The sequence below is a fragment of the Micromonospora sp. WMMD723 genome, assembly GCF_049863385.1.
Classification (GTDB): Bacteria; Actinomycetota; Actinomycetes; order Mycobacteriales; family Micromonosporaceae; genus Micromonospora; species Micromonospora wenchangensis.
The window spans coordinates 6,296,066-6,317,860 of the sequence record NZ_JBMKNR010000001.1 but is presented as its reverse complement, the minus strand read 5'-3'; the positions used below and the strand labels follow the sequence as shown (position 1 = coordinate 6,317,860).

The window sequence follows — 21,795 nt, the reverse complement described above, 5'->3', positions numbered from 1 at the left end:
ATGCCCTCAGCAGTTCCCCGTAACCACCACCCCACCCCCACCCCCCGCCGCACCCGCACGGTCGTCGCCGCCACCGTGCTCACCCTCCTCGCCGCGCTGGCCCCCGCCACCGCGGCCCCGGCCGCCGCCGACGACGTCACCGACGGTCTGCTCCTGCGCTACGACCTCGACCAGCGCACCGGCACCACCGTCGTCGACACCTCCGGCCGCGGCAACGACGGCACCCTGGTCGGCGGCGGCACCTGGACCGGCACCGACGGACTGCTGCTCGACGGCGTCGACGACCACGTCGAACTGCCCGACAACCTGCTGGCCGGTCGCTCCTCGCTCACCGTGGCCCTGGACGTCATGGTCGACCCGGCACAGCAGACCCCGTACTTCCTCTGGGGCCTGGGCAACCCGGCCACCTCCGCCGCCGGCACCGGCTACCTCTTCGCCAGCGGCGACTCCTTCCGCGCCGGCATCACCACCACCAACTGGGCCGGCGAGAAGGTCACCGGCACCGGCGGCAACCTGGCCCGGGGCGTGTGGAAGTCGGTCGTCTACACCCAGACCGGCACCACCGGGACCCTCTACGCCGACGGCGTGCAGGTGGCCCGCAACACCGCCGTCACCGTGGAACCCGGCGCGGTCGGCAACGGCGTCACCACCGTCAACAACCTGGGCCGGTCGAACTACGCCACCGACCGGTTCCTCAAGGGACGGGTGGCGAACTTCCGGATCTACGACCGCGCCCTCACCGCCGCCGAGGTCGCGGTGGTCGCGCAACCCGGTGAGTCCGACCAGACCCGGGCCGAGGCGGCCGCCGCCGCCCTGACCCTGGTGCACGCCGACGACGTCCGTGGCAACCTGACCATGCCCGCCACCGGCCGGTACGACGCGACGGTCCGCTGGCGCTCGGCCCGACCGGAGGTGGTCGCCGCCGACGGCGTCGTGCGTCGTCCCGCGAACGGCGCTGGCGACACGACGGTGCCGGTCACCGCCACGGTCACCGTCGGTGCCGCCACCGTCGAGCGGACCATCGCGCTGACCGTCCGCGAGCTGCCGGCCCCCGCACCGTACGCCGGCTACGCGTTCAGCTACTTCACCGGCAACTCGATCGCCGGGGAGAAGATCTACTTCGCCGCCAGCCGGGGCAACAACGCCCTGCAGTGGACGGAGGTCAACGGCGGCCAGCCGAAACTGGAGTCGACCCACGGCACCCTGGGCCTGCGCGACCCGTTCCTGATCCGCAGCCCGGAGGGGGACCGGTTCTTCCTGATCGCCACCGACCTGTCGATCGGCCGCAACGGCGACTGGGACGCCGCCCAGCGCCGGGGCAGCCGTTACCTGGAGGTGTGGGAGTCCACCGACCTGGTCAACTGGTCGGCGCAGCGGCACGTCGAGGTCTCCCCGCCGACCGCCGGCAACACCTGGGCGCCGGAGGCATACTGGGACGCCGAGCGCGGTGAGTACCTGGTCTTCTGGGCCTCGAAGCTGTTCGCCGAGAACGACCCGGACCACACCGGCAACACGTACAACCGGATGCTGGCCGCCACCACCCGCGACTTCGTCACGTTCAGCCCGGCGACGATCTGGCAGGACCGGGGCGAGTCGCGGATCGACTCCACGATGATCCGTGAGGGCGACACCTACTACCGGTTCACCAAGGACGAGGGCGGCGGCGGCACCGGCTGCTCGGACATCATCCAGGAGAGGTCCCCCTCGCTGACCGCCGTCGACCTGCCCGGCCGGCCGTCGTGGACGATGCTCGACTCGTGCATCGGCCGCGACGCCGGCACCTCCGCCGTGGAGGGACCCACCGTCTTCAAGGCCAACCCCGGTGACACCTCCGGCTCGCGGTACTACCTGTTCGTCGACGAGTACGGCGGCCGGGGTTACATCCCGCTGGGCACCGACGACCTGGCCAGGCCGAACTGGAAGGTGCCGGCGTCCTACCGGCTGCCGGCCAGCCCGCGGCACGGCACCGTCATCCCGGTCACCCGCGCCGAACTCGACGCGCTGACCGACGCCCCACCCCCGGTGGACGCCAACGCCGACGGGGTGGTGGCCCACTACCGGCTCGACCAGGCCAGCGGGGGCACGGTCACCGACGACTCCGGCAACGGCCACCACGCCACCCTGGCCGGTGACGCCCGCTGGGACTCGGGCAGCCTCACCCTCGGCGGCACCAACGGCCACGTCGACCTGCCCGACAACATCATGTCCGGGCTGGACGAGATCACCGTGTCGATGGACGTGAACATCGCCGCCGACCAGGCCACCCCGTACTTCGTCTGGGGGCTCGGCAACACCGACGCAGGCGGCGTCGGCAACGGCTACCTGTTCACCACCGGCAACGACTACCGGACCTCGATCAGCCTGGGCAACTGGACCGGCGAGCAGACCGTCACCGGCGGCCGGGCGTTGCCCCGGGGGGTGTGGAAGACCCTGACGTACACCCTGAACCGGGCCGGCACCGCGCGGATCTACCTGGACGGGGTGCGGGTGGCCGAGAAGACCGGGCTGACCGTCGCGCCCGGTGACATCGGCGGTGGCCGGACCACCGCCAACTACCTGGGCCGCTCCCAGTACGCCAGCGACCGCTACCTCAAGGGCCGCATCCGCGACTTCTCCCTCTACAACCGGGCGCTCAGCGACGCCGAGGTGGCCGCGTTGGGCAGCAACGGCACCAGCGTCGTCGCCGTCGAACTCGACAGCCTCAGGGTGCCGGCCATCGTGGACGCCGCCAGCGGCACGATCACCCTGCCGGTCCGGCCGGGCACCGACCTGACCAGCCTCGCCCCGCGCTACCTGGTCGCGCCCACCTCGACGGTCAGGCCCGCCGGGCCGCGCAACTACACCCGACCGGTGACGGTCACCGTCACCAGCGCCGCCGGGGCCAGCCGGGCCTGGACGGTGCGGGCGGTGCCGATGAACACCCCGGTGCTGCCCGGGTACAACGCCGACCCGAACATCGTCCGGTTCGGCGACACGTACTACATCTACGGCACCACCGACGGCTTCCCCGGCTGGGGCAGCTCGACGTTCACCGTGTGGTCGAGCCGCAACCTGGTCGACTGGACCGGCCACGACACCATCCTCGACCTCGGCCCGGACGTCAGCTGGGCGGACACCAACGCCTGGGCGCCGGCCGCGATCGAGAAGAACGGGAAGTACTACCTGTACTTCTCGGCCCAGCAGAACATCGGCGTCGCGGTGGCCGACTCGCCACTCGGGCCGTTCGTCGACCCGCTCGGCCGGCCCCTGGTGAGCAAGGCCGACTACGGCAACGCCCAGCAGATCGACCCGGCGGTGTTCACCGACGACGACGGGAAGAGCTACCTGTACTGGGGCAACGGCACCCCGTACGTGGTCCCGCTGAACGACGACATGATCTCCTACGACGTCGCCCGGCGGGTCCGGCTGACCGGGCTCACCGGTTTCCGCGAGGGCCTGTTCATGCACAAGCGCAACGGGGTGTACTACCTGTCCTGGTCGATCGACGACACCGGCAGCGAGAACTACCGGGTCGGCTACGGGACGGGCAGCAGCCCGCTCGGGCCGTTCACCAGCCGGGGGGAGATCCTCACCAAGGACCCGGCCCAGGGCATCCTGGGCACCGGCCACCACTCGATCGTCCAGGTGCCCGGCACCGACGACTGGTACGTGGCGTACCACCGGTTCGCCATCCCGGGCGGCGACGGCACCCACCGGGAGACCACCATCGACCGGCTGTACTTCGCCGACGACGGCACCATCGAACCGGTGGTGCCCACCCTGACCGGGGTGGAGCCGCTGCGCTACCGGGGCGGGCAGCCCCGACTGCGGATCACCGACCCCGGCGCCGACGGCTGGTACGGCGCGAACGCCGCCCTCACCCTGGCCCACGGCGGGTTGATCAGACTGGTCGAGTACCAGATCGACGGGGGCGGCTGGTTCCCGTACCGGGAGCCGGTGGCGCTGCCCGCCGGCCGGCACACGATCGAGTACCGGGCCCAGGGGGTCAACCTGCTCTGGAGCACACCCTGGGCGACGTCGGTGCAGGTGGACGGGGTGGCCCCGACCGCCGAGGCGAGCCTGGTCGACCGGGCGCTGGTGGTCACCGGCCGGGACGCCGACTCCGGGGTGGCCCGGGTCGAGTACCGGCTCGACGGTGGGGAGTGGACAACCTGGACCGGGCCGGTGCCACTGGACGACCGGGCGCACGGGGTCCGCTACCGCGCGGTCGACGTGGCCGGCAACGTCGGCGAGGTGGCCGTGCTGCGGGTGCCGGCCCTCCGGTAGCCGGCGACCGGACGCGCCGCCCGACCGTACGGTCGGGCGGCGCGTCCGCGTCCCGGGGTTCCGGCGGGGCACGATGCGACTCCGTCATCTCACATGCCGGTAGACGGGGTGAACGGGTGTCCGGCCGCCGGTCATTCGACTCATGTCGATGCGTCCGAAGTCCGTTCATGATGTCGGGCCCGCGCCCGGCGGATCTCCTCCGCGCCGGCCACCCAGCGCGCCGCCGTCGGACCGGCGGCCTCCCCGGCATCGGGCCCGGGGCCGTCGGCGCTGCGGGCGCCCGGCCCTGCGGCGTGGCCCGGTGGCGGCCCGGCGGCCACCGCAGCACGGTCGGCGAGCAGGCGCGACCAGCGGTGGACCTGCCCGGCCCAGGCGTCACCCGCCGGCAGCAGGTGCAGGCGGAAGCGGGGGTGTCGGCTCAACCAGCCCCGGACCACCGGGGCGTCGTGCAGCGTCGGATCGTCGGCGACCAGGTGCACCTCCAGATCGGCGGGCACCGCCTTGTCCACCGCCACCAGGAACCGCCGGTACGCCCCGGCACGCCGGTGCCGGTCCGGGGCGGCCTCGCCGGCGGCCACGAGCTGCTCCGGCCGGCGCGGGTCGATCACCGGCCGGTGTGCCGGCGGCGTCCCGTCGGCCGGTGGCCGGTCCGGGGCCGGCGCGGGGCCGGCCGGGTCGCCGGTCGTCGGTAGCTCGTCGCGGGGCACGGCGCACAGCGCCAGGGTCTGCCCCGAGGGCTGGCGGTAGAGCCCGACCAGGGCCACCACCGTGGCGACGAACCCCGGGTCGGTGGCCAGGGTGAGGCCGTCCTGGAGGTGGGGGCGCAGGTCGAACCGACGCCAGATCCGGCCGACCGTGGACGCGGACAGTCCGCTGTGGACGGCCATCGACGCCCGGGACCACCGTCGGGCCGGGGCCGGCGTGGCGTCGAGGGTGGCCGCCACCACCCGGTCCACCTGCTCGGGCCGGACCGAGCGGGGCCGGCCGGCACGTGGGTCGTCGGCGAGCCCCGGCAGCCGCGCGGCGGCGAACCGGGAACGCCATTTCCCGACCGTCGCGGGTGAAACGTTCAACCGGGTCGCGACCTCGATATTCGTGGCCCCCTCGGCGCAGGCCAAAACGATTCGGCAGCGAATGGCGAACGACTGCGTCGAGTGGGCCGCGCGGGCCCCCCTGGTGAGCTGTTCCCGTTCCTCGTCGGTGAGCACCAGCCTGGCCTTCGGCCGCCCCTTCCCCATGCCACGATCCTATCCGGATATGACATGGACTAATGGCGCACCGCGATGGTGGGAGCGGTCACGGTCGATTGCTCGGACGGTTGCCCTGGACGGTTCACGACGGGACTGAGTATGGTCCCGACGAGTCCCGGACTTGGGGGAAGGGGCCGCTACCGCAACGTTGCCGTGGCCCGTGTGGTGATCTGACATGGGGGGAACCGCTTCAGTGACCACGACCGATCTGCACGAGAACATGACGTCGATCTGCGCCGAAGTCCTCCACCGACCCACCGTCGGCCCCGACGACGACCTCGTCGAACTCGGCATGGACTCGGTGGGCGCGGTGGAGATCGTGACCCGGGTCGAGGCGGCGTACGGGGTGGACGTGGTGGACGTCATCTTCGACACTCCCACGGTCAACCGGCTCTGCGCGGTCGTGGAATCCGCCGCCGTCCGCGACGAGTCGCATGCCTAGTCCGCTGGCCGAGCCGAACCTCGCCGACACGGCGAACCTGCTGGACCTCGTCACCCAGGCCGCGGCGGCCTACGGGGACGACCCGTACCTGCTCCCGGCGGAGCCCGGTGGCCGCCAGATCAGCTTCACCGACGTGCTGACCTTCACCCGGGGCTGCGCGGCGCTGCTCGACGAGCACCGGGTGCCGCCGGGTGGCCGGGTGGCCGTGGTCCTGCACAACTCGTCGCTGGCCGCGCTGCTGTTCCTCGGCGTCATCGCCGCCGGGCGGATGCTGGTGCCGCTGAACCCGAAGTCCGGCCCGGCCGAACTGGACACCCTGCTCGCCCACGCCGACGTCGCGCTGGTGCTCGGCCCGTCGTCGACCGCCGCGAAGGCGTCGCCGGGCCGGCGCTGGCTGGCCGTGGACGACGCGGAGGGGTTCCTCACCGCGATCCTCGACCGGGGCGTCGCCTACCGGGGGGAGCTGGTCGCGCCCCCGGACGGCGGGGCGGCCGACGCCGAGATCGTCTACACCTCGGGGTCGACCGGCGCGGCCAAGGGCGTCGTACTGTCCCACCGGGCCCTGCTGGCGAACTCGCTGGCGATGGTGCGGTGGGCCGACGCGGGCCGCGACGACGTCTTCCTCAACGTCATCCCGATGCTGCACGTCGGCGGGCAGGGCCTGCCCACGCTGACCCCGCTGTGGTCCGGGGGGCGGACGGTCTGCGTCCGCTCGGAGGTGGCGCTGGCCCGGTTCTGGAACTACGTGGACCGGCACCGCCCGACCTGGACCCTGGTGGTCAACGCCTACCTCGCGCACCTGGTCGAACGGCCGCAGCGACCGGTCGACAGCCGGCTCAAGGGTGTCCTCGCCGGCGGCTCGGCGCTCAGCCCCGACCTGATCCACCGGTTCGAGAGCACCTTCGGCATCCCGGTGTTCCAGGTGTACGGGATGACCGAGATGACCTCGCTGACCGTGGTGGAGCCCCGCGACCGGCAGCCGGGGGACCGGCGCAGCGCCGGCCTGCCGGTGCCGTTCGCCCGGGTCCGGGTCGTCGACGCAGACGGGCGGGACGTCGCGCCGGGGGAGAGCGGCGAGGTCCTGCTGAGCGGCCCGAGCATCTTCACCAGGTACGAGGCCGCGCCGGAGCTCACCGCCGGGCGGCTGGTCGACGGCTGGGTGCGCAGCGGCGACCTCGGCCACCTCGACGACCGTGGCGAGCTGACCATCGTGGACCGGATGGACAGCATGGTCATCGTCAGCGGCGAGAACGTCTATCCGGCCGAGATCGAGAACGTCGTGCCGCAGCTCGACGGGATCGCCGACGCGGTGGTCGCCGCGCTGCCGCACCCGGTGACCGGGGTGGAACTGGTGCTGGTCTACACCCTGCTGCCCGGTGCGGTCGCCCGGGAGGACGAATGGCGCGCGCTGTTGCTCAAGCAACTCAGCGCGTTCAAGGTGCCGCGCCGGTTCGTCCCTTTGGTGCAGCTCGGGGTCGACGGGTTTCCGCGTACCCCGCTCGGCAAGATCCAGCGGTCGGACGTGCGGCGGCTGGCGGTCACGAACCTGACCTGAGTCACCGTCGGTGACGGACGAGGAGGAACGGGGGATCTGCCAGGAGATTCGGTTCACCGGGGGCACCTGCGGGTCCGTCGTCGTACCGCAGGAGTGTCGGTGCCCCCTTTTCCGTTATTTGCGGGTGTGAATGCCAACAGGAGGCGAGCTGCGTTATGCCGGTGGAGATCTTTGACGACGAGGAAGTGGTGGTACGTACCCCCGACGAGCTGAAGCGCATGCCCCGGGGATACCAGAAGGCACTGATCAGCCAGATCATGATCAACACGGAGGGTGAACTCTCCGGCGGAGACGACTACACCATGATGTTCCTGCCGCTCGCGCCCAACGCCGAGGAACGTCAGGTGTGCGCGGAACGGGCCGCCGAGGAGTACGACCACTACAAGATCGGCAAGCGGGTGCTGGCCGAGATCGGCATCGACACCTCGCACATGGAGTCCCAGTCCATCGAGGAGCGTCGGCTCTTCGCCGACAAGCGGCTGCACCAGTGCACCACCTGGGCCGAGCGGGGAATCTACTCGTACATCGGCGAGGAGAGCGCCCTGATCATGATCAAGGAGTTCGCCCAGGGCAGCTACAAGCCGTGGGCGGACGCGGTCCGGACGATCATCCTGGACGAGAAGATCCACATCGCCCACGGCGCCCGGGTCTGCCGCAACCTCGCCGCCACCGACGAGGGCCGCGAGCAGCTGCAGGCCGCGCTCGACCGGCTCTGGCCGGTCTTCCGCGACCTGTTCGGCACCCCGGAGTCCGAGCGGTCCAAGCGGGCGGTCCGCTACGGCCTGCGGCGCACCACCAACGGTGAGGCGTTGCAGCAGTGGGAGAACACCGTCATCCCCCGGATCCACGCGCTGGGGCTCGTCGTCCCCGCCGTGGCCACCTGAGAGGACGCCCCGCCCATGCCCACCCCCATCGCGATCAATCCCCGTCCGCTGTCCCGGCGGGAGGCCAAGGTCCGCCTGGCGTCCCTGCTGGCCGACCGGCCCGACCTGGCCGCGCGGTTGCAGGTCGTCCGGGACATGGGCCGCCGGGTCAGCGCGACCGAGGTGCACCTCACCACCACCTGCAACATCCGGTGCAAGGGGTGCTGGTACTTCGAGGGCGGCTTCGACGCGGCCGTCCCCGAGACCTCCGACCCGGCACTGATCTCCCGGTTCGTGGACTCGCTGGTGGCCAGGGGCGTCACCCAGGCGACCCTGATCGGCGGCGAGCCGACCCTGGTCCTGCCCCGGGTGGTGCCGTTCGTCGAGCGGCTGCCGTACGTGACCATCTCCACCAACGGCATCAGGCCGCTGCCGATGAGCGGCTTCGAGCAGGTGGCGGTCGCCATCAGCCTGTTCGGCGGCGGCCCGCTGGACGACGCGCTGCGCGGCTACCGGGTCAACGGCTCGTCGTTCTCCGGCCTTTTCGAGACCGCCCTCGGGCACTACCGCAACGACCCCCGGGTGATCTTCGTGTACGCCCTGTCCGAGGAGGGCCTGCAGTACGTCGAGCCGACCGTGCGGGCCATCCAGGACAACGGCAACCAGGTCACCTTCAACTTCTACTCCGCCCACGGCAGCGACCACGCCCTGCGGATCGAGAACGAGCAGCGCACCCTCGCCGAGGCGCTGCGGGTCAAGCAGGCGTATCCGGAGACGGTGGTCTGCCACCCGTACTTCATCGAGTCGCTGATCACCGGCCGCACCCACTGGGACGGCCAGTTCGGCTACGACGTCTGCCCCAGCATCAGCGTGGACCACCCGGACCACGCCGAGCGGATCCGCAACGGCAACCCGGTCCTGGACGGCTTCGCCGTCTACGGCGCCGACTACCAGACCCTCCAGTTCTGCTGCACCTCCGGCAACTGCGCCGACTGCCGGGACAGCCAGGGCGTCTACAGCTGGCTGCTGGTCAGCATGAACCGGTTCCTCGACGACACCGGTCGGCTGGAGACCTGGCTGGAGCTGGCCGAGAGCTACTGGCGTCAGTGGTACTGGGCGCAACGGCACCACACCAACTTCGCCCGTCGCGCCCCGTTGACGGCCTGACCGACCCCCTGCGAGACAAGGAGCATCCGGATGTCTTCTCCATCGACCGAGATCACCGCCCCCGCCGTCGAGGAGCGCCTGCGCGCCGAACTGATCGACCTCGGTGTCGAGGACGACGCGATCAGCGCCGACGCCAAGTTCGACGCGCTGGACATCGACTCGCTCGACGTCGCCGACCTGATGGCCATGGTCGTCAAGGAGTACGGGGTGGAGATCCCGCGCAGCGAACTGGCGGACGTCACCATCGGTCAACTCGTCGAGCGGATCGTGGCGGGCGCGTCGAGTTGAGCTCGTTGCTGAGCCTGGACAAGCGCACCTACCTGGTCACCGGGGTCCTCAACAACGAGTCCATCGCCTGGCACGTGGCGGCGGCCCTGCAACGGGAGGGCTGCGAGGTCATCCTGACCTCGTACGGGCGGGTCGGCCGGATCACCCGCCGGGTGGCCGACCTGCTGCCGTCCCGCCCCGAGGTGCTCGAACTGGACGTGATGTCCGACGCGAGCGTCGACGCGCTGGCAGGGGCGATCGGCAGCCGCTGGGGGCAGCTCGACGGGGTGCTGCACAGCATCGCCGCCGCCCCGCCGGACGCGTTGGGGGCCGGGTTCGCCACCGCCGGGGCCGACGGGGTGCTCGACGGGTTCCGCGCGTCGGCGTACTCGTTGCAGCAGCTCACCTCCGCGCTGTCGCCGCTGTTGAGTCGGGCCCCCGGCGGCGGCGCGGTGGTCGGGCTGACCGTCGACTCGACCCGGGCGCTGCCCGGATACGGGTGGATGGGGGTCTACAAGTCGGCGCTGGAGGCGGTCTGCCGCTACCTGGCGCTGCACCTCGGCCCGGCCGGGATCAGGGTCAACCTGGTCGCTGCCGGGCCGGTCGAGACCGTGTCGGCGCGCGGGGTGCGCACCTTCTCCGCCCTGGCCGACCAGTACGAGCGGTGGGCGCCGCTGGGCTGGGACCGGGCCGACCCGGCCCGGGTGGTCGGGGCGGTGCTGTTCCTGCTGTCGGACCTGTCCCGGTACACCACCGGGCAGGTGGTGCACGCCGACGGCGGCATGCACGCCGTCTTCGGCGGCGTCCCGGCCCCCGGCCCGGCTGCCGCCCCCGGCCCCGCTGCGGGACCGGAGTCGGGCCCAGCTCCGGCGACACCGTCGCCACCAGACACCGCCGGCTGACACACACTGCGGGGAGGGACTGTGCGTCTCGTCATCAAGGGCACGGCCGAGCCACTCGTGGGCGAGTTCGACGTCCCGGCGTCGAAGTACCACGCGCACCGGGCGCTGATGCTCGCGTCGCTGGCCGACGGGACCAGTCGCATCCACGGGGCCTGCCACGCGGGCCACGTGCAGCACACCATCCGGGCGCTGCGGGACCTCGGCACGGCCGTCACCGTCGAGGGCGACGCGTTCGTGGTCCGTGGCGGCCGGTACCGGCCGGTGCGTCCGGAGGTCTCGGTCGGCAGCTCGGGCACCACGCTGTACTTCCTGACCGGGCTCGCCGCCCTGGCCGAAACCCCGGTCGGCATCACCGGGCAGAAGTACTTCCGGCGGCGGCCCATCCGCCCGCTGCTCGACGCCCTCGCGGGCATCGGCGTGCAGATCGCCTCCACCGGCGGGCTGCTGCCGATCCGGGTCGCCGCCCACCCGCCGACCGGGGGCCGGGTGCGGATTCCCGGCACGCTCTCCCAGTGGATCTCCAGCCTGCTGCTGGTCAGCCCGTTCGCCACCGGCCACACCGTGGTCGAGGTGGTGGGCGAGTTCAACGAGCGGTCCTACGTCGACCTCACCGTGGCGATGATGCGCCAGTTCGGCCTGCACGTGCAGGTCAGCGCGGACGGCCGCCGGTACGACATCGAGCCCGGCCAGCGGCCCACCCCGGCGGTGGTACGGCTGCCGCCGGACGTCGGCGCCGCCGCGTTCGGCCTGGCCGCGACCGCCCTGCACCCGTCCGACGTGCTGTTCCGGGGGCTGCCGGCGGTCCCCACCGGGGAGCTGGACCATCCGGAGGCGCACCTGCTGGACAGCCTCACCACGATGGGCGTGCCGCTGACCCGCGACCCGGCGACCGGCTGGATCAGGGTGCGCCACGACGGGCTGCGGCTGGCCCCGGTGCGGGTGGACTGCCGCGCGGTGCCCGACATGCTGCCGGTGCTCAGCGTCCTCGGCTCCCACGCGCACGGCACCACCGTGCTCGACCACGTGGCCCACGTACGGCTCAAGGAGTCCGACCGGGTGACGGCGATGCTGCAACTCAACCGGATGGGCGGCCGGCTGCGGCTCGACGGCGACCGGCTCGTCTGCGAGGGCGTCGGCCAGTTGCGGGAGGCCGACCTGTCCTCGTTCAACGACCACCGGGTGCTGATGGCGCTGGCGGTGGCCGCCTCCCGGGCCACCGGCGAGAGCCGGCTGACCTACCCGAACGCCCACCGGATCTCCTTCCCGCAGTTCCTCGACCAGATGAACGGCGTCGGCCTCAACATGTCGGTCGACCGGGCCCGCGCCCGCCGCCTGCCCCGCCCCGCCGACCCGGCAGCCGCCGACCTCCCGCCCGCCGGTCGACGTACGGCCGGCGCGTCGGTCACGTCGCCGGCCCGCTCCGCCGGACCGCCCGTGCCGACGGCCGCCCTGCCGACGCCTGCCGAACTGGCCGCCATCCCGGTGGCCGAACTGGTCCGTCGGCACGCCGACACGCGCGGCGACGACGAGGCCGTGGTCGAGGCGGCCTCACCCGGCCGGGCCGGCGCCACGCTGAGCTGGCGCGACCTGGACCGCGCCGCCGACCGGGCCGCGTCGCTGCTGCGGGAGCTGGGCGTCGGCCCCGGCGACGTGGTCGCCTGGCAGTTGCCCAACTGGTCGGAGTTCGTGGTGCTCACGCTGGCCGCCACCCGGATCGGGGCGGTCTGCTGCCCGCTGATGCCGTTCTTCCGGGAACGCGAGGTGAGCCGGCTGCTGCGCCGCTCCCGGGCCCGGGTGCTGGTGATCCCCGACCGGTTCCGGGGCCGCGCGCACCTGGCCGAGACCGCGGCGATGCTGACGGGCCCGGACGCCCCGGGCGTGGCCCACGTCCTCGTCGTCGCCGGCCACACCGTCTCCGACGGCACCGCCACCCCGGACGGCACCGCCACCCCGGACGGCACCGCCACCCCGGACGGCACCGCCGCACTGCCGGCGGACACCACCGGCCCGCGCTGGCAGTGGTTCGGCCCGGCGCTGGCCCGGCAGCGGCCCGACGACGCCGCAGAGGCCACCGGCCGGCCCGACCCGGCGGCCCTGGCCCAGCTGATGTTCACCTCCGGCACGTCGGGCGAACCGAAGGGTGTGCTGCACCGCGCCGACACGCTGACCCGGGCCGCCGCCATGCAGGCCCGGCACCTCGGCCTCACCGCCGCCGACCGGCTGTTCATCCCGTCGCCGCTGGCCCACCAGACCGGCTTCCTCTACGGCATGTGGCTGGGGTTCACCATCGGCGCACCCGTGGTGCTGCAACCGATCTGGGACGGCCGGACCGCCCTGGAGACGTTGCACCACACCCGGGCCACCTTCGTCCAGGCGGCCACCCCCTTCCTCGCCGACCTCGTCGAGGCCGTGGAGTCGGGCGGGCAGCCGCCACCGGCGCTGCGGGTCTTCGTCGCCACCGGCGCGGCGGTGCCCCGCAACCTCGCCGAGCACGCCACCCGGACCCTCGGCGCGGCGGTCTGCGGGGCCTGGGGCTCCACCGAATCGTGCCTCGGCACGCTCTCCGCGCCGACCGACGCGCCCGCGCACGCCTGGGGCACCGACGGGCGGGCACTGGAGGGGATCCGGATCAGGGTGACCGACGACGCCGGCAACCCGCTCGGCCCCGGCGTGGAGGGCAACTTCGAGGTCGCCGGGGACTGCCTGTTCGCCGGCTACCTCGACCGCCCGGACCTGACCGCGGCGGCGCTCACCCCGGACGGCTGGTACCGCAGCGGTGACCTGGCCACCATCGACGACGCCGGCTACCTGCGGATCACCGGCCGGGTGACCGACGTGATCAACCGGGGCGGCGAGAAGATCCCGGTGGCGGAGATGGAGCAGCTGCTGCACACCCACCCCGCCGTCCGCGAGGTGGCGATCGTGGCGATGCCCGACCCGCGCCTCGGCGAGCGGGCCTGCGCGTTCGTGGTGACCCGGGCGGAGCTGACCTTCGCCGGGATGCAGCGGTTCCTCGACGGCCACAAGGTCGCCAAGCAGTACTGGCCCGAGCGGCTGGAGACGGTGGCCGCGCTGCCCCGCAACGTGGTCGGCAAGGTGCAGAAGTTCGTGTTGCGTGACCAGATCAGCGCAACGATCGGCGAGGAGGCAGAGTGACCCAGGCCGATGGCACGTCGTTCGCGACGTTGGCCCGCGAGGTCGAGGCGTTCGTCCGGGGCCCCGGCGAGCAGTACGCGGCGGCGATCGAACGCGACCGCAGCGTCCCCGCGCAGCTCTGGACGGACCTGCGCGACCGGGGCTACCTGCGGCTCGCCGCGCCGGTCGACTACGGCGGGGCCGGCCTGTCCTTCACCCAGTACCTGCACCTGCTCGAACTCTTCTCGATGTCGCACGCGTCGCTGCGGATGATCGTGCACGTCTGCAACGGGGTGTGGCGCTCCATCGACCAGTTCGCCACCGACGAGCAGCGCAAGAAGTTCGTGCTGCCGCAGGTCGCCGGGGACCTGCGGGTCGCGTTCACGCTCACCGAACCGACCGCCGGCACCGGGGCCGACCTGCGCGCCAGCGTGGTACGCGACGGCGACACCTACCTGCTCAGCGGCGAGAAGCACCTGATCACCTTCGGGGTGAGCTGCGACTACTGGCTGCTGTTCGCCAGGCTCGACGGCAGCACCGGCAAGGACGGCACGGTCGCGCTGATGGTCGACCGGCACGTCGAGGGCGTCCGGGTCGAACCGATGCCCGACACCATGGGCGTACGCGGCACCGACCACGCGCACCTGTTCTTCGACCGGGCGCCGGTGCCGGTGGCCAACCGGCTCGGCGAGGAGGGCGACGGACTGGCCGTCGCGCTCGGCGGCTTCCTCACCCCGAGCCGGATCGGCGTGGCGATGACCTGCGTGGGGCTGGCCCGTCGGGCGCAGGAGCTGGCGGTCGAGCACGCCGGCAACCGGGTCACCTTCGGCAAACCGCTGACCGCCCGGCAGGCGGTGGCGTTCGCGCTCGCCGAGAACGCCGCCGACATCGAGGCCGCCCGGCAGCTCACCCTGCACGCCGCCCGCCGCTGGGAGGCGGGCCAGAGCGACGCCGGGGCGCTGTCCTCGATGGCCAAGCTGGTCGCGGTGGACATGCTGACCCGGGTCACCGACAAGGCGTTGCAGGCGCACGGCGGCATCGGCTACTGGGAGGGCAGCACCATCGAACGGGTCTACCGCGACGCCCGCGCGCAGCGCTTCGAGGAGGGCACCAACGAGATCCAGAAGACCGTGATCGCCCGGGAGATCCTGGCGGCCGGCCGGTGACCGCCTTCCAGGACCGCACCGCGCTGATCACCGGCAGCTCCCGGGGCATCGGCCGGGCGCTGGCGCTCACCCTGGCCCGGGGCGGCGGCTCGGTGGTGGTCAACTACAAGAAGAACGCCGAACTGGCCGAGCAGGTCCGCAAGGAGATCACGCAGCTCGGCGGGCGGGCCGTCGCCGTGGCCGCCGACATGGAGCAGCCCGAGGAGATCGAACGGCTCTTCGCGGTGGCCGCGCAGGAGTTCGGCACCCTCGACTACTTCGTGTGCAACGCGGCGGCCAGCTCCTTCAAGAACATCATGGACCTCAAGCCGCACCACCTCGACCGGTCGTACGCGATGAACATGCGCTCGTTCGTGCTCGGCGCGCAGCAGGCGGTGCGGCTGATGCCCGACGGCGGCCGGATCGTCGCGCTGTCCAGCTACGGCAGCATCCGCGCGTACCCGACGTACGCGAACCTGGGCGCGGCCAAGGCGGCGATCGAGTCGTGGGTGCGGTACATGGCCGTCGAGTTCGCCGACCGCGGCATCAACGTCAACGCGGTCAACGGCGGCATCATCGAGACCGAGTCGTCAGGCTACTTCTACGACGTGCCCGGCATGGCCCCGCTGTCCGGGGTGCTACCGCTGATCCCCAAGCAGCGGATGGGCACCGCCCAGGAGGTCGCCGACGTGATCGCCTTCCTGCTCTCCCCGGCCGCCGAGTACGTCACCGGGCAGACCCTGGTGGTCGACGGCGGCCTGTCGATCGTCTCACCGCCGTTCAGCCGGGACCTGAGTGGTCCGCTGGCATGACGGCCGGACTGGACAGGGTGCTGCGGCCCGGCCGGATCGGTCGGCTGGTGCTGCCGCACCGGATCGTGATGGGGGCGATGCACCTGGGCTGGGACCACCGGGACGACGGCGGTCGGACGCTGGCCGCGTTCTACCTGGCCCGGGTGCGCGGCGGCGCCGGGCTGATGGTGACCGGCGGCGCGGCGGTCAGCCCGGCCGGCGCCGACGTGCCGAGCGGCGGGGTGCTCGACGACACCGCCTTCCGGGACCGGCTGCGCCGGGTCGCGGGGGAGGTCGGCGCGGCCGGCGGCCTGCTCGCCCTCCAGCTCTTCCACGCCGGCCGGTACGCCCGACCGGCCACCGGCGGCCCGCACCCGGTCGCCCCGTCGGCGGTGCCCAGCCCGCTCTCCCGCCTCACCCCGGCCGCGCTGCCCGCCGACGCGGTCACCCGGATCGTCGAGGACTTCGCCCGGGGCGCGGCGCACGCCCGTGACCTCGGGTTCAGCGCCGTGGAGATCATGGGCTCCGAGGGGTACCTGATCGACCAGTTTCTCTCCCCGCTGACCAACCGGCGCGACGACGAGTGGGGTGGGGACCCGCAGCGCCGGATGCGGTTCGGGGTGGCCGTGGTGGCGGCGGTCCGCGCCGCCGTGGGCCCCGACTTCCCGGTCGTGATGCGGATGACCGGCGACGACCTGCTGCCCGACGGCACCGACCGGGACACCGTGACGGCGTACGCCCGTGCGCTGGCCGCCGCCGGGGCCGACGCCCTCAACGTCGGGGTCGGCTGGCACGAGTCGCCGGTGCCGACGGTGCAGGCGCTGGTGCCGCCGGGGCACTGGGTGCCGGTCGCGGCGGCGGTCAAGGCCGCGGTGGGCGCGCTGCCCGTGCTGGCCAGTAACCGGATCAACCGGCTCGCCCAGGCCGAGGCGGTCCTCGCCGGCACCCCGCTGGACCTGGTCTCGATGGCCCGGCCGTTCCTGGCCGACCCGGCCCTGGTGACGCGGAGCCGCCACGGCCGGCCGGTGAACGTCTGCGTGGCCTGCAACCAGGCGTGCATCGACAGGTCGCTGGTGGGGGCTGCGGTGTCCTGCATGGTCAACCCGCTCGTCGGCCGGGAGGCCGAGGCGGTGACGCCGGCCGGGTCGGCGCCGCACGTCGACCCGGCGGTGCGGGCCGGGTCGACGCCGGTGGACGGGCCACGGACGGTGGCCGTGGTCGGTGCCGGCCCCGCCGGGCTGCGGGCCGCCCACGACCTGGCCCTGGCCGGGCACCGGGTCACCGTCTACGAGGCCGACGGGGAGCCCGGCGGCCAGTTCCGGCTGGCCTGCCGGGTGCCGGGCAAGGCCGACTACGCCGAGACGATCCGGTTCCTCACCGCCGAACTGACCCGGCTCGGCGCGCGACTGCACACCGGACGGCGGATCACCGACGCCGACGAGGAGCTGCTGCGCCGCCACGACGGGGTGATCGTGGCCACCGGGGTGCTGCCGCGCCGCATCGACCTGCCCGGCGACGGGCTGCCGCACGTCCGCGACTACGGCTCGGCCTTCGCCGACGACGCACTCGGACGGCGGGTCGTCGTGATCGGCGGCGGCGGCATCGCCGTGGACCTCGCCCACCTGGCCAGCCAGCGTCCGGACCGGCAGGTCACCGTCCTGCTGCGCGGCGAACGGCTCGGCCCCCGGATGGGCCGCTCCACCCGCTGGGCGGTGCTGGCCGAGTTGCGCCGCCGAGCGGTCCAGGTGGTGCCGGGCGTGCGGGACCTGCGCGTCGACCCCGACGCCGTACGCCTGGTCGACGGCACCGGAGCGGACCGGTCGGTGCCCGCCGACACGGTGGTGGTCGCCGCCGGTCAACTGCCCGCCGATGCCCTGGTGCGCACCGTACGCCGGGCGGGGGTGTGGCACCGGGTGGTCGGCGGGGCCCGGGACACCAGCGGGCTGGACGCGGTCCGGGCGTTCGCCGAGGGACACGACGCGGCGCTGGCGTTCCAGCGGACCGTGCGGACCCGGCGGGTGGGGGAGCCGGCATGACCGACGACGCGACGACGGCCGGCTCCGTGGCCGGGGTGGTCCGCCGGACCGCCGTGGACCGGTGGCGCATCGTCACCCTGCTGCCCCGGGCGGGCGTCCCGGCGGTGGCCGCCGCCGTGCTGGTCAACCTGCTGCTCGCCGCCGCGCCTGTGGTGTTCGTCGTCGCGACGAGCCGGATGATCGGCTGGCTGCCGCAGGCGGTCCGCGACGGCGTCGAGTCGCCGGCCTTCGGGCACCTGGTGACCGCGTTCGTGGTGGCCGCCGGGGCGCTCAGCGCCCAGCAGCTGCTGGCCCAGCTCCAGGTCACCACGGGTCTGCTGGTGCAGCGTCGGATCGACGGCGCGGTGGCCGACGAGCTGATGGCGGCCGCGCTGGGCAGCACCAGCACCGCCCCGCTGGAGGACCAGGCGCTGCTCGAACAGCTCACCGAGGCGTCCCGCGAGGTCGAGCACGGCATCCAGAGCCCGGGTGCGGCGGGTGCCGGGATGCTGGCCCTGCTCGCCCGCTACGGGCAGCTCCTCGGGTACGCGGTGGTCGTCGGGGCCGCCTTCGCCTGGGCGGCCGGGTTCGGCCTGCTGGTCGCCGTGCTCGCGTTCCGGCACGGTCAACGCGGCGGCCTGCGCCGCTACGCGGCGATCTACGGGGCGATCGTGGCCCGGGTCCGCCGGTTGACCTACTTCCGGGGCGTGGCGATGGGCCGGCCGGCCGCCAAGGAGATCCGCGTCTTCGGTCTGCTGCCGTGGCTGCGCGAGCAGTACCGGCAGGCGTACCTGGACTGGATGCGTCCGGTGTGGGCGCAGCGGCGACGGGTCTACCTGCGGCCGTACTTCCTCTACACCGCCGTCGGCCTGACGGTGCTCGTGGCGGTGCTCGCCGCGCTGGGGCTGGCCGGCGGGCAGGGCCGGGTGGGGCTGACCCAACTGGCGCTGGTGATCCAGGCGGTGCTGGCGGCGGTGCAGCTCGGCGAGTTCTATCCCGAGGCCGACGTGCAGACCCAGTTCGGCATGAACGCCTACCGGGCCGTCGGCGAGTTCCGGGCCGGGATGCGCGACCGGACGTCCCCCGACGACGACCCGGCCGACGACGACCCGGTCCCGACGGCGACCGCCGTCGAGCCCGCCCCGACCCCGGCGGCGGACATCCGTTTCGAGGGGGTGTCGTTCCGCTACCCGCACCGCGCGACGCCGGTCTTCACGGACCTGGATCTCACCCTGCCAGCGGGGGCGTGCACCGCCATCGTCGGCCTCAACGGCGCGGGCAAGACGACGCTGGTCAAGCTGCTGGCCCGGCTGGCGCTGCCGGACGCGGGCCGGATCACCGTCGGCGGCCGGCCGATCGACGGGCTGCCGACGGCCCGCTGGCGACGCGACCTCGCCGTCATCTTCCAGGACTACCTGCGGTACGCCACGAGCGCGGCGGACAACATCGCGCTGGGGGCGATCCGGCACGCCGACGACCGGGACGGCATCCGGGCCGCCGCCGAGGCCGCCGGCATCCTCGCCACCCTCGACGCGCTACCGCGTGGGCTGGACACCCCGCTGAGCGGGCAGCTGCGCGACGGGGTGGACCTGTCCGGCGGGCAGTGGCAGCGGGTGGCCATCGCCCGGGCGCTGTTCGCCATCCGGCACGGCGCGTCGGTGCTGGTCCTCGACGAGCCGACGGCCAGCCTGGACGTCCGGGCCGAGGCCCGGTTCTTCGACGAGATCATCGCCGCCACCACGGGGGTCACCACCATCCTGATCTCGCACCGGTTCGCCACCGTCCGCCGGGCGGACCACATCGTCGTGCTGGCCGAGGGACGGGTGGTCGAGCAGGGCTCGCACGCGGAACTGCTCGACCGGGGCGGCCGGTACGCCCGGCTGTTCACCCTCCAGGCCGAACGCTTCGCCACCCCCGCCGCCGACACCCCGCCGGCCGACCGTCGCGACGCCGTCCCGTCGACCGGCCGTCCCGACGCCGGTGCGTCGGCGGGTGATCCCGGCACCGGTGCGCCGGTCGACGGTCCGGACGGCGGCGCGGTGGACGTCGGGTCGACGCGGAGCGTCAGGTGAACCGGGGCCTGCTCTCCGCCGGCTGGGCGCTGTGGCGTACGTCGCTGCGGCAGGACCGGCGCAAGGCGCTCACCGCGCTGGTCCTGGTCGTCGCGGGCGCGGTGGCGTGGCCGCTGGTGGCGGTGCTGCTGCGGGTGCTCTTCGACGCCGTCACCGCCGGTCGGCCCGTCGCCGCGAGCCTCGCCGGGGTGGGCGTGGCGGTCGGCCTGATCGCCGGGCTGACCCTCGGCCACTTCGCCCACATCGCCTACTTCGAACTCGCCGAACTCGACGTCCTGCACGTGCACCAGGAGCTGATGGACGCCACCAACGGCACGCCGGGGATGGCGCACTTCGAACGGTCCGAGTTCGCCGACAAGATCACCGTGCTGGAGGAGGACGTCGAGCAGCTCCGGGTCGGCCTGCAGGCCGTGCTGACCGGCGTGGGCCTGGCCGTGGCGATGACGTTGACGACGGTGGTGCTGGCCGTACTCCATCCACTGTTGTTGCTGTTGCCGCTGGCCGCCGTGCCGCCGCTGCTGGCCGGCCGGTGGGCGGAACGGATGGTGAACCGGGCCCGGGAGGCCGGTGCCGAGTCGACCCGTCGGGCGGCCGGGCTGTTCGGGCTGGCCACCGACGCCGCCGCGGGCAAGGAACTGCGCGTCTTCGGGCTCACCGGGGAGGTGCGGCGGCGGCACCGCGGCCACTGGCAGGACGCCACCCGCCGGTTGTGGCGGGCCCAGCTGGCGGCGAGCCTGGTCCGGATGACCGGGCAGTTGGCGTTCGCCGCCGGATACGTGCTGGCGGTGCTGCTGATCCTGCGTGACGCCGTCGCCGGCCGGCGCGGGGTGGGTGACGTCGTCCTGGTCGTCACCATCGCCGCCCAGGTCAACCAGCAGGTCGCCGCGGCGGTCGGGGTGTTGCAGGACCTCCAGCGGCTGCGCAGCGTCTACCGCCGGCTCGACGAGGTGCACGACCTGGTCCGCGCCGCCGACCGGCACCCGTCGCCCGGCGACCCGTCACCCGGTCACACCGCCGGCGGGCCGACCATCGGTGTCGGGCCCGCCATCGCTCTCGGGTCGGCCATCGCTCTCGGGTCGGATGCCGACGTCGGGTCGACAGCCGCCTTCGGGTCGGTCGCCGTCGGTGCGCCGCCGGCCCGGCTGCGGGAGGGTATCCGGCTGGCCGGGGTCACGCTGCGCTACCCAGGCGGCGCGGAACCGGTGGTCACCGGTCTCGACCTGCACCTGCCGGCCGGTGCCACGGTCGCCGTGGTCGGCGAGAACGGCGCCGGCAAGACCACGGTGGTCAAGCTGCTCTGCGGCCTGCTGACGCCGACGTCCGGCCGGATCCTCGTCGACGGCGTCGAGTTGGCCGCGCTGTCCCTGCCGGCCTGGCGTGAGCGGATCGCCGCCGGCTTCCAGGACTTCGTCCGCTTCGAGCTGCCGGCCCGGCAGGCCGTGGGCGTCGGCGACCTGCCCCGCCGCGACGACGACGGGGCGGTACGCACGGCGCTGGGCCGGGCCGGCGCCGACGACCTGGTCGGGCAGCTCGACGAGGGACTCGACACCCCGCTGGGCCGCAGCCACACCGACGGGGCGGAGCTGTCCGGCGGCCAGTGGCAGAAGCTCGCCCTCGGCCGGGCGTTCATGCGTGACGACCCGCTGCTGGTGGTGCTGGACGAGCCGACCGCCGCGCTCGACGCGGAGGCCGAGTACGCCCTGTTCGCCCGCTACCGCGAGCAGGCCCGGGAGGTGGCCGCCCGGACCGGCGCGGTCAGCGTGTTCGTGTCCCACCGCTTCTCCACGGTGCAACTGGCCGACCTGATCGTGGTGCTCGCCGACGGTGGCGTCGCCGAGGCCGGCAGCCACGCCGACCTGCTCGCCGCCGGGGGTCGGTACGCCGAGATGTTCGAGATCCAGGCCAGGGCGTACCGGTGACCGGCC

Annotated in this window: 14 protein-coding genes; 13 read left to right on the top strand and 1 reads right to left on the bottom strand. The window is 73.5% G+C overall.

Translation table 11 applies throughout. From position 1 onward, the window contains the following. Positions 1-4,266, top strand: a complete 4,266-nt coding sequence (locus ACN261_RS27485; RefSeq protein WP_425852903.1) for a family 43 glycosylhydrolase — start codon at positions 1-3, stop codon at positions 4,264-4,266. Between the two features lie 140 nt (positions 4,267-4,406). Here ACN261_RS27485 and ACN261_RS27480 read toward each other — a convergent pair whose 3' ends face one another. Further along, positions 4,407-5,504, bottom strand: coding sequence for a helix-turn-helix domain-containing protein (locus ACN261_RS27480; RefSeq protein WP_425852901.1), 1,098 nt, complete (start codon positions 5,502-5,504; stop codon positions 4,407-4,409). 205 nt (positions 5,505-5,709) lie between these two features. Here ACN261_RS27480 and ACN261_RS27475 point away from each other — a divergent pair, with 205 nt between their 5' ends. The 12 genes from ACN261_RS27475 to ACN261_RS27420 all read left to right on the top strand — a co-directional run bounded on the left by ACN261_RS27475 (position 5,710) and on the right by ACN261_RS27420 (position 21,789). Beyond that, on the top strand, positions 5,710-5,958 hold the full coding sequence (locus tag ACN261_RS27475) for an acyl carrier protein (RefSeq protein ID WP_204923103.1): 249 nt from the start codon (positions 5,710-5,712) through the stop codon (positions 5,956-5,958). Next, positions 5,951-7,513 carry a class I adenylate-forming enzyme family protein gene (locus ACN261_RS27470; protein ID WP_421482549.1) on the top strand — a complete coding sequence of 521 codons (1,563 nt, stop codon included), beginning with the start codon at positions 5,951-5,953 and terminating at the stop codon, positions 7,511-7,513. Before ACN261_RS27475 ends, ACN261_RS27470 begins: the two co-directional genes overlap by 8 nt. Positions 7,514-7,674: 161 nt before the next feature. Further along, positions 7,675-8,397: a Phenylacetic acid catabolic protein gene (locus ACN261_RS27465; RefSeq protein ID WP_421482548.1), complete on the top strand. Its 723-nt coding sequence runs from the start codon at positions 7,675-7,677 to the stop codon at positions 8,395-8,397. Between the two features lie 15 nt (positions 8,398-8,412). Then, positions 8,413-9,543: a 4Fe-4S cluster-binding domain-containing protein gene (locus tag ACN261_RS27460; protein ID WP_420117020.1), complete on the top strand. Its 1,131-nt coding sequence runs from the start codon at positions 8,413-8,415 to the stop codon at positions 9,541-9,543. A 30-nt stretch (positions 9,544-9,573) separates the two neighbouring features. Continuing rightward, entirely contained in the window at positions 9,574-9,831 is a 258-nt protein-coding gene (locus ACN261_RS27455; protein WP_204923099.1) for an acyl carrier protein, read from the top strand. After that, positions 9,828-10,712 (top strand): SDR family oxidoreductase, encoded by an 885-nt coding sequence (locus ACN261_RS27450; protein ID WP_421482547.1) that lies wholly within the window; start codon positions 9,828-9,830, stop codon positions 10,710-10,712. The genes ACN261_RS27455 and ACN261_RS27450 overlap by 4 nt, the downstream gene beginning before the upstream one ends. Before the next feature lie 21 nt (positions 10,713-10,733). Next, entirely contained in the window at positions 10,734-13,868 is a 3,135-nt protein-coding gene (gene aroA / locus ACN261_RS27445) for a 3-phosphoshikimate 1-carboxyvinyltransferase (protein ID WP_425852897.1), read from the top strand. Then, positions 13,865-15,013, top strand: coding sequence for an acyl-CoA dehydrogenase family protein (locus ACN261_RS27440; protein ID WP_421482545.1), 1,149 nt, complete (start codon positions 13,865-13,867; stop codon positions 15,011-15,013). Before aroA ends, ACN261_RS27440 begins: the two co-directional genes overlap by 4 nt. After that, the gene (locus ACN261_RS27435; RefSeq protein WP_425852895.1) at positions 15,010-15,804 is read left to right on the top strand and encodes an SDR family oxidoreductase; all 795 of its coding nucleotides are present in this window, start codon (positions 15,010-15,012) and stop codon (positions 15,802-15,804) included. The genes ACN261_RS27440 and ACN261_RS27435 overlap by 4 nt, the downstream gene beginning before the upstream one ends. Then, positions 15,801-17,819: an FAD-dependent oxidoreductase gene (locus ACN261_RS27430; protein ID WP_425852893.1), complete on the top strand. Its 2,019-nt coding sequence runs from the start codon at positions 15,801-15,803 to the stop codon at positions 17,817-17,819. Before ACN261_RS27435 ends, ACN261_RS27430 begins: the two co-directional genes overlap by 4 nt. Next, positions 17,816-19,870, top strand: a complete 2,055-nt coding sequence (locus tag ACN261_RS27425) for an ABC transporter ATP-binding protein (protein WP_425852891.1) — start codon at positions 17,816-17,818, stop codon at positions 19,868-19,870. Before ACN261_RS27430 ends, ACN261_RS27425 begins: the two co-directional genes overlap by 4 nt. Then, positions 19,867-21,789 carry an ABC transporter ATP-binding protein gene (locus ACN261_RS27420; RefSeq protein WP_425852889.1) on the top strand — a complete coding sequence of 641 codons (1,923 nt, stop codon included), beginning with the start codon at positions 19,867-19,869 and terminating at the stop codon, positions 21,787-21,789. The genes ACN261_RS27425 and ACN261_RS27420 overlap by 4 nt, the downstream gene beginning before the upstream one ends. The last annotated feature ends 6 nt before the right edge of the window (positions 21,790-21,795 follow it).